Raw genomic sequence first — 12,684 nt, forward strand, 5'->3', positions numbered from 1 at the left:
TGGGCGTGCTGACCGTCGCTTTCCAGGGTATTAAGACCCGCTCCTCGGGACCATTGACCCTGGTGACACGCGGTCTTGCGGCGGAAACTGAGAGCATGCGCGACACCGTGGTGGACACCCGAATCCTCAAGCAGGCCGTACAGCTGGCCTGCCGCGCGCCGTCGCTGCACAACAGCCAGCCCTGGCGCTGGGTGGTCGATGGGAGCGTCGACGGGAGCACGGTGATGCTGTACCTCGACCGGAACCGGGTCTTGCACGCCACCGACCACACGGGTGCGGAGGCGCTACTCGGCTGCGGCGCTGCCCTCGACCACTTCCGCGTGGTGATGGCCGCGGCCGGCTGGGTGGCGCATGTCGAGCGCTTCCCGAATCCCAACAACCGGATGCATCTGGCATCGATCGAGTTCAGTCCCATGGAATACGTGACCGACGGGCACCGCGCCCTCGCGGACGCCATACTCCGTCGGCGAACCGACCGACTGCCGTTCGGCCCGCCGCACAACTGGGAGTCGGTCTCGGTCGCGCTCCAACGAGCCGTCACGAGTGACGCCGTGCGCCTCGACGAGGTCTCAGACGAACTGCGCAATGAATTGGCGCAGGCATCGGACATCGCCGAATCACTCCGCGTCTACGACTCGGCCTACCAATCCGAACTCGATTGGTGGACAGGGCTTTTCGAATCCACCCAGGGTATTCCGCATAGTTCGCTGGTATCAGCTTCCGAAAGCGATCGTGTCGAGATAGGCCGCCACTTTCCAGTCACCCCCACCAGCGAACGGCGTCCTCAGTTGGCTCGTGACCAGGCCACGATCCTCGTGTTGTCGACATATGACACCGACCGCACCAGTGTGCTCGAGTGCGGAGAGATGCTGTCTGCCGTCCTCCTCGAGGCCACCGTGGCCGGCCTGGCCACGTGCACGCTGACCAACATCACGGAGTTGTGGCCCGGACGCGACGTGGTGGCGTCGCTGATCGGGCAGACGACGACGCCGCAGGTCATCATCCGCGTCGGGCAGGCGCCAGGCTTGGAGGAGTTGCCGCCCCCGACGCCACGGCGGCCGATCGATGAGGTCCTCGAGGTGCGCTCCCACCACCAATGATCAGTAGGAGGTGCAGAATGCACCGCGACCTGGTGGCGGCGGACCCTCGGGATCGTGTCGCACCATCCGCCGAGCACAACGGGTTGTTCTGTGCCCCTTCGCCGTCCCCGGTCAGTATGGTGGCGGGCACGAGCGCGGAGGAGGGACTTGCCATGGTCAGAGTCTTTCTCGTCGACGACCATGAGGTGGTGCGCCGCGGGCTGATCGACCTGCTGAATTCCGACCCCGAACTCGAGGTGGTCGGCGAGGCGGACTCGGTCGCCCACGCGATGGCGCGGATCCCCGCGCTGAAACCTGACGTCGCGGTGCTCGACGTGCGGTTGCCCGACGGCAACGGCATCGAACTCTGTCGCGACCTCCTGTCCAGGCTGCCCGATCTCCGGTGCCTGATGCTGACGTCGTTCACCTCGGACGAGGCGATGCTGGACGCCATACTGGCCGGCGCCAGCGGATACGTCGTCAAAGACATCAAGGGCATGGAACTGGCGCGAGCAGTCAAGGAAGTCGGCGCGGGCCGCTCTCTGCTCGACAACCGCGCTGCGGCGGCGCTGATGGCAAAGCTGCGCGGCGCCGCCGACAAGTCCGACCCCCTGTCGGGACTCAGCGACCAGGAGCGGGTCCTGCTGGACCTGCTGGGCGAAGGCCTCACGAACAAGCAGATCGCCGCGCGAATGTTCCTCGCCGAAAAAACGGTAAAGAACTATGTGTCACGGCTATTGGCCAAACTCGGCATGGAACGCCGCACCCAGGCGGCGGTGTTCGTGTCGAAATTGAACCAATCCCGCGCGCACGCCGAGGAGTAGTCGTTCCGCGCCGGCCCGCGGTCAATCCCTCACCGGCACAGGGACTTCGGTCAGCTGCCCCGCGCCACGATCACCGGCATACGCGCTGCCTGCGCGACGGCCGAGCTGACCGAACCCAGGAGCAGTCCCGCGAACCCACCGCGGCCACGGCTGCCTACGACCAACAGTTGCGCTTTCTCGGACTCCTCGACGAGCCGATGCGCCGGATTGCCCTGTTCGACAACCCGTCGGACAACGACGTCCGGGTACTGCTCGCAATAGCCCGCCAACCGCTGAGCGAGTTCCTCGTCAGCCTGCGTCACCACCTCGTCGGGCAGGATGTCGAGGGGAAAGTCTGCGAAGTTCATCCAGGTGTGAACCGCGACCAATTCGACTCCTCGACGGCTGGCCTCGTCGAACGCGATCGCCGTCGCCAGCTCTGAAGCCGGCGACCCGTCCACACCGACCACGACGGGCGCGGCGCTCGGGTAGTCCATCAACGGATCCTCGTCGTGGATGACGGCCACCGGGCAGTGCGCATGGTGGAGAACGCCGGAGCTGACCGAACCGAGCAACAGTCCCGCCACTCCACCCAAACCGCGGCAGCCAACCACGACCAGCTCGGCGCCCTTGGACATCTCCACCAGCACCGACACCACGTTGCCGGGCACGACGCGGTGGTCGACGGCGAGCTTCGGCTCGTCAGCCGTCGCGTCGAACACGAGCTTCAGCGCGTCGTCGATGACCTCTTGCGCGCGTTGCTCGCGTTCTTCGGCGTAATACGGGACATCGACGAAGGGACCGAACTCCGCCGGCGGAACGACTGTCACCACCGTCAGCGGCACATGGCGAAGCGCCGCCTCACGCGCCGCCCAGTCGGTCGCCACACGTGATGCGGGTGAGCCGTCGACGCCCACCACAATGCCGTGGCCCTTGAGCTTCGGATCTGACTTAGCGGACATTTCGTTCTCCTCGTCGCCGTGGCACGTTGCTGAATCACACGACTGATCGGAGATTAACGTCGCAAACGACCTGACCTCAGGAGGCATTCGTCCTGTACGGAATGGTCAAAAGTCCCGCGATGGCGACTAACACGCCTAGGAGCGGCGCTGTTGAGGTGAAGACGCGGTCTCCGTATGGCATGGAGACCGGTGCCGCGATATTTGTACCCCCGATGGGATTCGAACCCACGCTACCGCCGTGAGAGGGCGGCGTCCTAGGCCGCTAGACGACGGGGGCTAGAACATTTCCGGAGAGCCAGCATAGCCCAGCGGATTATGCGGTTCATAATCCGCGAAGCTCGACGCTTGTCGCGCCGGCGTCCGCCGGAATGGCTGGGGTACCAGGACTCGAACCTAGAATGGCTGAACCAGAATCAGCTGTGTTGCCAATTACACCATACCCCATTGGCCGCTCGTAACCGCAGGTCACGAGCCTTTTTCGACCCTTTCACGCTTTCGGCTGTGCCGCCGCGCGTTGTTCTGGGCCGACGTGCAGACTACCAAAGATTTGCGACTGCCTTTCACGCGTGGGCCGCCGCGGCAGCAGCGTGGTCGCGGCCCGCCCGCAGCCGGTGCAGGCTGCGGTCTCGGCCCAGCAGCTCGAGCGACTCGAACAGCGGCGGGCTGACCGTCGCGCCGGTGGCCGCGACCCGGATCGGGCCGAACGCCTTGCGCGGCTTGAGCGCCAGCTTCTCCAGCAGCGAGTCTTTGAGAGCGTTCTCGATCTCGGCAGTGGTCCACTCCCCGATCGTCTCGAGCGCACCGAGGGCGGCGTCCAGAACCGCCACAGCCTCTGGACCGAGCTCCTTGGCTGCGGCTTTCTCGTCGAGAGCGAACTCCGCGTCGTTGAGGAACTTCAGCAGGTCCCACGCGTCGCCGAGCACGACGATCCGGGTCTGCACCAACCGGGCGGCCTCCGCGAACTGCGTCTCGTCGAGACCCGTCTCGTGGCCGTGGGCGGCGAAGAACGCCGCCAGCCGAGAGGTGAAATCCTCCTCGCTCAACAGCCGGATGTGTTCGGCGTTGAGCGCGTCCGCTTTCTTCTGGTCGAAACGCGCGGGGTTGGAGTTCACGTCGGCGACGTCGAAGGCGGCCACCATCTCGTCGAGGCTGAAGACGTCGCGGTCCTCGGCGATACCCCAGCCCAGCAGCGCGAGGTAGTTCAGCAAGCCCTCGGGAATGAATCCGCGTTCGCGGTGGATGAACAGGTTCGACTGCGGATCGCGTTTGGACAGCTTCTTGTTGCCGTCTCCGAGCACGCTCGGCAGGTGGGCGAACTCGGGTATCCGTTCTGCGACTCCGATGCGGATCAGCGCCTGGTACAGCGCGATCTGGCGCGGTGTGGACGGCAGCAGATCCTCGCCACGCAGCACGTGGGTGATCTTCATCAGCGCGTCGTCGACGGGATTGACCAAGGTGTACAACGGATCTCCGCTGGCGCGGGTCAACGCGAAGTCGGGGACCACGCCCGCGGCGAACGTGGTCTCGCCGCGGACGAGATCGTGCCAGGTGATGTCCTCGTCGGGCATCCGTAACCGAAGCACCGGCCTGCGCCCTTCGGAGATGAACGCGGCGCGCTGTGCATCCGTCAGCTCGCGATCGTAATTGTCGTAGCCCAGCTTGGGATTTCGGCCCGCGGCGATGTGGCGCGCCTCCACTTCCTCCGCCGTCGAGAACGCCTCGTAAGCGTCACCGGACTCCACAAGGCGCGCGAGCACGTCACGGTAGATCTCGCGACGCTCAGACTGCCGGTACGGCGCATACGGACCACCGATTTCGGGACCCTCGTCGTAGTTCAACCCCAACCAGCTCAAAGCATCCAGCAGCGCCAGATAGCTTTCCTCGCTGTCACGCTCGGCATCGGTGTCCTCGAGCCGGAATACGAAAGTCCCGCCGCAATGGCGGGCGTATGCCCAGTTGAACAGCGCCGTGCGGATCAGACCTACGTGCGGTGTACCCGTCGGCGATGGGCAGAACCGCACTCGCATATCGGAGCTAGCTGTCATGACTTTCCTTTGCGGACAACCGGATTCGACAACGTTCCGATACCCTCGATGGTGATGCTGACGGTATCCCCGTCTTCGATCGGACCCACACCCTCAGGAGTCCCGGTGAGGATGAGGTCGCCGGGCAGCAGGGTCATCACCGCCGAGATCCATTCCACGATGGCGCCGACGTCGTGGATCATCAGTGACGTCCGGCTGCGCTGTTTCGTTTCTCCGTTGACCTCGGTGCGCAACTCCAGATCGGCAGGATCGACATCGGTCACGATCCACGGCCCGATCGGACAGAACGTGTCGTGGCCCTTGGCCCTGGTCCACTGACCGTCCTTCTTCTGCTGATCGCGCGCCGATACGTCGTTGCCGATGGTGTAGCCGAGGATGTTCTCAGCGGCGCGGGCGGCGGGCACGTCCTTGCAGGGCCTGCCGATGACGACGGCGAGCTCGCCCTCGAAGTGCACCGGGTTGGCGTCGGCCGGCAGTTGGATGGGCACATTCGGGCCGATGATCGCCGTGTTGGGCTTCATGAACATCACCGGGTCGGGGAAATCCCCGCCGCCCATCTCGGCGACGTGGGCCGCGTAGTTCTTGCCGATGCAGACCACCTTGCTGGCCAGGATCGGCGCCAGCAGCCGCACATCGGCAAGGGGCCATTGTCGTCCGGTGAAGGTCGGCGTGCCGAAGGGATGCTCGGCGATCTCGCGAGCGACTGCCTGGCTGAGATCATCGGGCGGACCTTCGATGGCAACGAAGGCGACTCCGTCGGGGCTGGCGATACGACCAAGGCGCATTCCCTCAGCCTAGTGGCCGCGGTCATCAGCGCTGCGACCGCACTTGCCAGCGACGCTGTTTCAGATAGTGAGACAATCATTCAGATATATGAGACAGTTGTGCGACCATGAGGTCATGGCCGTCGAGACGATCAGCACCGCGCGCCGCTGGTCGCTGCTCGTCATCGCACTGACCGCCACGACAAGTGCCAACGTATTCATCAACGGTGCGGCCTTCCTGATTCCGAGCCTGCAGAGAGAGCGCGGGCTGGACCTCGCCGCCGCGGGACTGCTGTCGTCGATGGCCGGCTTCGGCCTGGTGCTCACGCTCATCGCGTGGGGCTACGTGGTCGACCGCGTCGGTGAGCGCATCGTGTTGTCCCTCGGCTCGGCTCTCATCGCCGCGGCCGCATTCGCGGCTGCGTCCGTGGACTCCCTGTTCGCCGTCGGCGCGTTCCTGCTTCTCGGCGGAATGGCGGCCGCGAGCAGCAATTCGGCCAGCGGTCGGCTGGTGGTCGGCTGGTTCCCGCCGGATCAACGCGGGTTGGTCATGGGGATCCGGCAGACCGCGACACCTCTCGGAGTCGGGTTGGGCGCCTTGGTGATTCCGCGGCTGGCCGAGAGCTACAGCATCTCGGTGGCACTGTTGTTCCCCGCAGTGGTGTGCGCGGTATCCGCGGTGATCTGTGCGGTGGCGGTGATCGACCCGCCGCGTCCGCCGCGCGCCGAGGCTCCGGCCGAGGACCTGGCGAACCCATATCGCGCATCGTCGGTGTTGACGCGTATTCACGCCGCGTCCGTGCTGCTGGTGGTGCCCCAGGCGGTGCTGTGGACGTTCGCGCTGGTATGGCTGATGACCGACCGCGGCTGGTCGGCGGCGTCGGCGGGCCTCGTCGTCACGGTGGCCCAGGTATTGGGCGCCGGTGGCCGCATCGCTGCCGGTCGTTGGTCGGATGTCGCGGGCTCGCGGCTGAGGCCGATCCGCACCATCGCCCTTGCGGCCGCGGTCGCAATGGGCCTGTTGGCGCTGACCGATTGGCTCAGTTCACCGGTCAGTGTGGCGATGATGGTGATCGCCTCGGTGATCACGGTGTCGGACAACGGGTTGGCGTTCACCGCGATCGCCGAGATCGCCGGCCCGTTCTGGAGCGGACGGGCACTCGGTGTGCAGAACACCAATCAGCACCTGGCTTCCGCTGCTGCCGCACCGCTTTTCGGCGCATTGATCGGAGTGGCCGGCTACGCCGCGGCGTTCGCCGTGAGCGCCCTCCTACCGCTACTGGCGGTGCGCGTCGTACCGGTCGAACCGAAGCGGACCTGACACCTCACGTGTGCCGGGAGCGTCGTGGCAGCACCACCAGCGCCGCGATCAGGAAGCACAGCGCGCCGAAGAACGTGCCGGCGTTGGCCAGCAGCGCGTCCTCGGTGACACCGGAGTTGCTCACGAACGCACCGAGCGCCGACACCGCGAAGGCCACGCAGCCGATCATGTTGATCCACTCCCCCTGCCAGTCAGGGGATTTCAGCTCGACGATCCCGACAGCGGCGGTCACGGCGATCACCCCGAGCACACCGCTGATCAGGAAGGCCATCGATCCGGTGACGTCTGGCACCCACACAAACCGCCGCTCAGGCTTGACCGCATGCGCCCACAGCGCGGAGCCCGTGCTGATGTTGAACAGGATCGTCCCCGCGAACTGAGTGACCGCCGAGAGCCAGCCGATCCGCATCGGCGGTCCGGACAACACGAGTTGCATCCAGCCCGCGGCGGTGAAGAACCAGGAGCCGATGAAGCACAACAGGTTGGCGATCCCGGCGCCCGCGACGGTCGACATCCCCGGAACGGTCGCGAGCGCGAACAGCGTCGAACCGATTGCGAACAACCAGCACTGTCGTCTGAGGGTCGCGACGGCGACCAGCTCAGAGAAGCGAGGCGATCCGGTCACCGATCTCCGTGGTGGAGCGCTGCTCGTCGCCGCGGGTGGCCAGATGCTGCTCGACGGCCTTGTCCACGCGGGCGGCCGCATCGATTTCACCCTGGTGGGACAGCAACAGGGCCACCGACATGATCGCGGCGGTGGGATCGGCGATGCCCTGTCCGGCGATGTCGGGCGCGCTGCCGTGCACAGGCTCGAACATCGAGGGATTCGTGCGCGTCGCATCGATGTTGCCGCTCGCCGCCAAGCCGATGCCGCCACATACGGCCGCGGCCAGGTCGGTCACGATGTCGCCGAACAGGTTGTCGGTGACGATGACGTCGAATCGACCCGGATCGGTGACGAGGTGGATGGTCGCGGAGTCGACGTGCTGGTAAGCGATCTCGACGTCGGGGTACTCGGTGCCGACCTCCTGCACGGTGCGCCACCACAGTGCGCCCGCATAGGTCAGCACGTTGTTCTTGTGCACCAGGGTCAACTGACCGCGTCGTCGCGATGCCCGCGCAAAGGCGTCGTGCACCACGCGTCGCACCCCGAACGCGGTGTTGACGCTGACCTCGGTGGCGATCTCATGCGGAGTCCCGACCCGGATCGCGCCGCCGTTGCCCGTGTAGGGGCCCTCGGTGCCTTCGCGGACGACGACGAAGTCGATGTCCGGGTTTCCGGCGAGCGGACTGTTCACCCCCGGGTAGAGCCGGGCGGGCCGCAGGTTGATGTGGTGGTCGAGTTCGAACCGAATCCTCAGCAGCAGACCGCGTTCCAGCAGACCGCTTGGCACCGACGGGTCGCCGATCGCGCCGAGCAGGATGGCGTCGTGCCCACGCAGTTCGTCGAGCACGGAATCCGGCAGTACCTCGCCGCTGGCGTGGTATCTGCGCGCGCCGAGGTCGTAGTTGGTCTTGTCCACACCGGGCAGGACGGCATCGAGCACCTTCACGGCCTCGCCCACGACCTCGGGGCCGATGCCGTCGCCGGCGATGATCGCCAGTTTCACGAGAGATCCACCACTTCCAGCAGCTTGGCGCCCACGGCCGCGGTGATCGCGGCTCGGACGTCCTCGGGTACGTCACGGTTGATGCGCAGCAGGATCGTCGCGCCCGGCCCCTCGGCATCCTCGCTGAGTTGGGCGGCGTGAATGTTGATGTCGGCGGTGCCCAGCAGCGTGCCGATCTTGCCCAGCGTGCCCGGCTGATCGATGTAGTTGATGATCAGGTAGACGCCCTCGGCGCGCAGATCGAAGTTGCGGCCGTTGATCTGGACGATCTTCTCCACCAGCTGCGGGCCCGACAGGGTTCCCGTGACGTTGGCGACCGCACCGTCGGAATAGACCGCACGGACGTCGACGACGCTGCGGTGGTTCGGGCTCTCGGTGGCGGTGCTGATGTCGGCTTCAACCCCCCGCTCGGCGGCCAGCGCGGGGGCGTTGACGAACGTCACCGGGTCTTCGATGACGGCGCTGAACAAGCCGCGCAACGCCGAAAGGCGAAGTACCTCAACATCTTCGGAGGCCAGCTCGCCGCGGACCTGAACCGAAAGCGACACCGGCAGGTCGGTGGACAACACCCCGACGAGCAGTCCCAGCTTGCGCACCAAGTCGAGCCACGGTGCAACCTCCTCGCCGACCACCCCGCCGCCGACGTTCACCGCGTCGGGTACGAACTCGCCCGCCAGCGCCAGCTTCACGCTCTCGGCGACGTCGGTGCCCGCCCGGTCCTGGGCCTCGGCCGTCGACGCGCCGAGGTGTGGCGTCACCACCACCTGGGGTAGCTCGAAAAGTGGGCTGTCCGTGCACGGTTCGGTGGCGAAGACGTCGAGGCCTGCGGCGCGCACCCGTCCGTCGGCGATGGCTTCAGCCAACGCCGCCTCATCGACCAGGCCGCCGCGTGCGGCGTTGACGATGATGACGCCGGGCTTGACCTTGGTCAGCGCCTCCTTGCCGATCAGACCGGCCGTCTCCTTGGTCTTCGGCAGGTGTACCGAGATGAAGTCGGCCCGGCCCAGCAGTTCGTCGAGCGTGAGCAGTTCGATGCCGAGTTGGGCGGCGCGCGCGGCCGACACGTACGGGTCGTAGGCCACGATGTGGGTACCGAAGGCGGCCAACCGCTGCGCCACCAACTGTCCGATACGGCCGAGGCCGACGACGCCGACCGTCTTGCCGTAGATCTCGGTGCCGGAGAACGACGAGCGCTTCCAGGTGTGCTCGCGAAGCGTCGCGTCGGCAGCGGGAATCTGCCGCGCCGCCGAAAGCAGGAGCGCCACCGCATGCTCGGCGGCGCTGTGGATGTTCGACGTCGGCGCGTTGACCACCAGGACACCGCGGGCGGTGGCGGCGTCCACGTCGACGTTGTCCAGGCCGACGCCGGCGCGGGCGACGATCTTGAGCTTGGGCGCGGCGGCGAGCACCTCGGCGTCCACCGTGGTCGCCGAGCGCACCAGGAGCGCGTCGGCCTCAGGCACCGCGGCCAGTAACTTTTGTCGGTCCGGACCGTCGACCCAGCGGACTTCCACCTGGTCACCCAGGGCGGCCACGGTCGATGGCGCCAGCTTGTCGGCGATCAATACAACGGGCAGGCTCACGCGGTCAGCCTAATGGGCTGCAATCTGCGGGTGGTGGGCGGGAGAATCGCAAGCGCGGGGGCGGGAGAATCGCGAAAGTGGCGGACGGGAGAATCGCAAGCGTGGACGTCACCGTGGTCGGCAGCGGACCCAACGGCCTGGCCGCCGCCGTGGTGTGTGCCCGCGCCGGCCTGTCCGTGCAGGTTTTCGAGGCCCAGCCGACGCTGGGTGGCGGTGCACGCACCCTCGCCGATCCCGAGTTCGGCGGGGTGTCCCACGACATCTGCTCGGCCGTGCATCCGCTGGCACTCGCATCGCCGTTCCTGGCGCAGTTCGATCTGCCCGCCCGCGGGGTGACGCTGAAGGTGCCGACGGTCTCCTACGCCAATCCCCTTCCCGGCAAGCCGACGGCGGTCGGGTATCACGACCTCGACCGCACCTGCGCGGAGTTGGTCCACGGTGATTCCTGGCGACGGCTGCTCGGTCCGCTCACCAACCGCGACGGCGGTGTCGTCAACTTCCTGCTCGGCGACAAGCGTTCGATTCCGCGTGATCCGATCGCCGCGGCGTTCATCGCGAGGAACATGCTCGAACAGGGCACGCCACTGTGGGGCAAGCTCGCAGGCGCGGATGCCCGCGCGTTGTTCACCGGCGTCGCGGCGCACGCCATCAACCGGATGCCGTCGTTCGTCACCACCGGCGCCGGGTTGATGCTGGCGACACTCGCGCACACCGTCGGCTGGCCGATTCCGGTCGGCGGCAGCCAGGCGATTCCGGACGCACTGATCGCTGATCTGCGCGCCCACGGGGGCGTCATCACCGCCGGTGAGGAGATCGCCGAACCACCAAGCGGTGTCGTACTTTTCGACACCGCGCCGACCGCGCTGCTCACGATCTACCGAGACCGGATTCCCGCCCGGTACGCAAAAGCGTTGCAGCGCTATCGGTTCGGTCCGGGGGTGGCGAAGGTCGATTTCGTGCTGTCCGACGAGATCCCGTGGGCGGATCCGCGCGCAGCCGAAGCTCCGACGCTGCATATGGGCGGCACCCGGGAGCAGATGGCGCACGCGGAGAAGGAGATCGCCGAGGGCAGGCACGCCGACTGGCCGATGATCCTTGCCGCGCTACCCCACCTGGCCGACCCGGGCCGCGTCGACGAGCAGGGCCGCCGGCCGCTGTGGACGTATGCGCACGTGCCGCACGGTTCACCCGTCGATCAGACCGAAACGATCACCAAGGTGTTCGAGCGGTTCGCACCAGGTTTCCGTGACATCGTCGTCGCGGCGCGTTCGGTACCCGCTGCCCGGTTGGCCGACCACAACGCCAACCTCGTCGGCGGTGACATCGGCGTCGGAGGCAACTCGCTGATACATGCGCTGGCCGGGCCGACACCGAGGTTGAACCCGTGGGCCACCCCGATCCCGAAGGTCTATCTGTGTTCGTCGGCGACTCCGCCTGGTGGCGGCGTGCACGGCATGTCGGGTTTCTACGCGGCGCGCACGGTGCTGCGCCGCGAGTTCGGCATCAAGAGGCTGCCGCGACTGTCGCCGTAGCGCGTTTCGCCCATCTGGCCAGGGGTACCCGCGCGACATGGCCGAGCCGGATACGAGAAAGAGCCTGCGACCAGAGGGTGTGGACGATGCGACGGTCGAGGCCGTCGGCGCGGTGTCCAAGGCATTGGAATGGGTGGAGCGGGCGCGGGGCGAGTTGTATTCGTTTCATCAGCTGATGGGGCGTGCCGACCTGTTGCTCGGCGAGGCGTGCGACAAGTTGCGCGACGCCGGCCACGGGGCAGTGGCGGACCGCCTCGCGAAGGAGCTGGTCGGTCGCAACGTGCTGCAGGGGCGCTGGACGTTTCAGATCGTCGAGGAGTTCGACGACGACTACTGGTCGGTGTTCCGCGATCATGAACGGCGCGTCCGCGACGAGTTGCAGCAGGGTGTGCGGCACGTATTCGAGGCCGAGATGAAAGAGCGGCGCCGGACCCACGGCAACCCCGGTCACGAACACCGGCCGTAGAAACTCGTTGCGCTCGCCGATCTGCCCACGACGGTTTACGGTTTGCCAATGGCCGATCGGGAAGAACTGTCGTGGGACCAGTTCGGTGCCGCCACACGACAACTCGCCTCCGCTGTTGTCGGTGACGGGTTCGCACCCGATGTGATTCTGGCCGTCGCACGCGGCGGGTTGTTCCTCGCGGGGGCGCTCGGCTACGCGCTCGGCGTCAAGAACGTCCACATGATGAACGTCGAGTACTACACCGGAGTCGACGAGCGGCTTAACGCGCCGGTGCTGCTGCCGCCGATGCCGGACATCGCCGATCTGGGTGGTGCCCGCATGCTGATTGCCGACGACGTCGCCGATACAGGGGCGACGCTGTGCTTCGTCCGCGACTTCTGCGCCCAGCATGCCGCCGAGGTGCGGTGCGCCGTCGTCTACCAGAAGCCGCAATCGGAAGTCGATTGCGAGTACGTGTGGCGCCACACCGATCTCTGGATCGACTTTCCCTGGAGTCGCGAGTGATTTCGGCGTGTTGGG

Annotated in this window: 12 protein-coding genes and 2 tRNA genes; 6 read left to right on the top strand and 8 right to left on the bottom strand. The window is 66.6% G+C overall.

The annotated features are described in order from the left end of the window. Positions 1–95 precede the first annotated feature (95 nt). Complete coding sequence (locus H7J93_RS12665) at positions 96–1,100, top strand: Acg family FMN-binding oxidoreductase (RefSeq protein WP_267306621.1); 1,005 nt, start codon at positions 96–98, stop codon at positions 1,098–1,100. Positions 1,101–1,252: 152 nt separating this feature from the next. Continuing rightward, positions 1,253–1,903: a hypoxia response regulator transcription factor DosR/DevR gene (dosR, locus tag H7J93_RS12670; RefSeq protein ID WP_267306622.1), complete on the top strand. Its 651-nt coding sequence runs from the start codon at positions 1,253–1,255 to the stop codon at positions 1,901–1,903. 50 nt (positions 1,904–1,953) lie between these two features. Here the strand turns inward: dosR and H7J93_RS12675 are convergent, their stop codons facing one another. From H7J93_RS12675 to H7J93_RS12695, 5 genes are all read right to left on the bottom strand, one after another. Continuing rightward, a complete protein-coding gene (locus H7J93_RS12675; RefSeq protein WP_267306623.1) occupies positions 1,954–2,844 on the bottom strand; it encodes a universal stress protein in 891 nt (296 codons plus the stop codon). Positions 2,845–3,048: 204 nt separating this feature from the next. Continuing rightward, positions 3,049–3,121: transfer RNA gene (locus H7J93_RS12680), tRNA-Glu, on the bottom strand. Between the two features lie 92 nt (positions 3,122–3,213). After that, positions 3,214–3,288: transfer RNA gene (locus H7J93_RS12685), tRNA-Gln, on the bottom strand. A gap of 116 nt (positions 3,289–3,404) precedes the next feature. Further along, positions 3,405–4,889, bottom strand: a complete 1,485-nt coding sequence (gene gltX / locus H7J93_RS12690) for a glutamate--tRNA ligase (RefSeq protein WP_267306624.1) — start codon at positions 4,887–4,889, stop codon at positions 3,405–3,407. After that, positions 4,886–5,674 (bottom strand): fumarylacetoacetate hydrolase family protein, encoded by a 789-nt coding sequence (locus H7J93_RS12695; protein WP_267306625.1) that lies wholly within the window; start codon positions 5,672–5,674, stop codon positions 4,886–4,888. The genes gltX and H7J93_RS12695 overlap by 4 nt, the downstream gene beginning before the upstream one ends. A 115-nt stretch (positions 5,675–5,789) precedes the next feature. Between H7J93_RS12695 and H7J93_RS12700 the strand changes: the two genes are divergently transcribed. Continuing rightward, a complete protein-coding gene (locus H7J93_RS12700) occupies positions 5,790–6,974 on the top strand; it encodes an MFS transporter (protein WP_267306626.1) in 1,185 nt (394 codons plus the stop codon). 4 nt (positions 6,975–6,978) lie between these two features. Here the strand turns inward: H7J93_RS12700 and H7J93_RS12705 are convergent, their stop codons facing one another. The 3 genes from H7J93_RS12705 to serA are packed head-to-tail and all read right to left on the bottom strand — an operon-like array spanning position 6,979 to position 10,167. Further along, the gene (locus tag H7J93_RS12705; protein ID WP_267306627.1) at positions 6,979–7,599 is read right to left on the bottom strand and encodes a hypothetical protein; all 621 of its coding nucleotides are present in this window, start codon (positions 7,597–7,599) and stop codon (positions 6,979–6,981) included. Further along, a complete protein-coding gene (locus H7J93_RS12710) occupies positions 7,574–8,584 on the bottom strand; it encodes a 3-isopropylmalate dehydrogenase (protein ID WP_267306628.1) in 1,011 nt (336 codons plus the stop codon). Before H7J93_RS12710 ends, H7J93_RS12705 begins: the two co-directional genes overlap by 26 nt. Next, positions 8,581–10,167, bottom strand: coding sequence for a phosphoglycerate dehydrogenase (gene serA, locus H7J93_RS12715; RefSeq protein ID WP_267306629.1), 1,587 nt, complete (start codon positions 10,165–10,167; stop codon positions 8,581–8,583). The genes H7J93_RS12710 and serA overlap by 4 nt, the downstream gene beginning before the upstream one ends. 101 nt (positions 10,168–10,268) lie before the next feature. Between serA and H7J93_RS12720 the strand changes: the two genes are divergently transcribed. From H7J93_RS12720 to H7J93_RS12730, 3 genes are read left to right on the top strand one after another with little or no spacing between them, the layout of a single operon-like run. Then, positions 10,269–11,699, top strand: coding sequence for a phytoene desaturase family protein (locus H7J93_RS12720; protein ID WP_267306630.1), 1,431 nt, complete (start codon positions 10,269–10,271; stop codon positions 11,697–11,699). 37 nt (positions 11,700–11,736) lie between these two features. After that, entirely contained in the window at positions 11,737–12,165 is a 429-nt protein-coding gene (locus tag H7J93_RS12725) for a hypothetical protein (protein ID WP_267306631.1), read from the top strand. Positions 12,166–12,213: 48 nt separating this feature from the next. Further along, positions 12,214–12,669, top strand: coding sequence for a phosphoribosyltransferase (locus tag H7J93_RS12730; RefSeq protein WP_267306632.1), 456 nt, complete (start codon positions 12,214–12,216; stop codon positions 12,667–12,669). Positions 12,670–12,684: the final 15 nt, after the last annotated feature.

The sequence above is a fragment of the Mycobacterium barrassiae genome (assembly GCF_025822765.1).
In the GTDB taxonomy this organism is placed as follows: domain Bacteria; phylum Actinomycetota; class Actinomycetes; order Mycobacteriales; family Mycobacteriaceae; genus Mycobacterium; species Mycobacterium barrassiae.

Excerpts from the sequence above, each read along its gene's own strand:
- dosR (WP_267306622.1), top strand. The coding sequence starts at position 1,253 with ATGGTCAGAGTCTTTCTCGTCGACGACCATGAGGTGGTGCGCCGCGGG.
- H7J93_RS12665 (WP_267306621.1), top strand. The coding sequence starts at position 96 with ATGCGCGACACCGTGGTGGACACCCGAATCCTCAAGCAGGCCGTACAG.
- H7J93_RS12695 (WP_267306625.1), bottom strand. The coding sequence starts at position 5,674 with ATGCGCCTTGGTCGTATCGCCAGCCCCGACGGAGTCGCCTTCGTTGCC.
- H7J93_RS12725 (WP_267306631.1), top strand. The coding sequence starts at position 11,737 with ATGGCCGAGCCGGATACGAGAAAGAGCCTGCGACCAGAGGGTGTGGAC.
- gltX (WP_267306624.1), bottom strand. The coding sequence starts at position 4,889 with ATGACAGCTAGCTCCGATATGCGAGTGCGGTTCTGCCCATCGCCGACG.
- H7J93_RS12730 (WP_267306632.1), top strand. The coding sequence starts at position 12,214 with ATGGCCGATCGGGAAGAACTGTCGTGGGACCAGTTCGGTGCCGCCACA.
- H7J93_RS12700 (WP_267306626.1), top strand. The coding sequence starts at position 5,790 with ATGGCCGTCGAGACGATCAGCACCGCGCGCCGCTGGTCGCTGCTCGTC.
- H7J93_RS12675 (WP_267306623.1), bottom strand. The coding sequence starts at position 2,844 with ATGTCCGCTAAGTCAGATCCGAAGCTCAAGGGCCACGGCATTGTGGTG.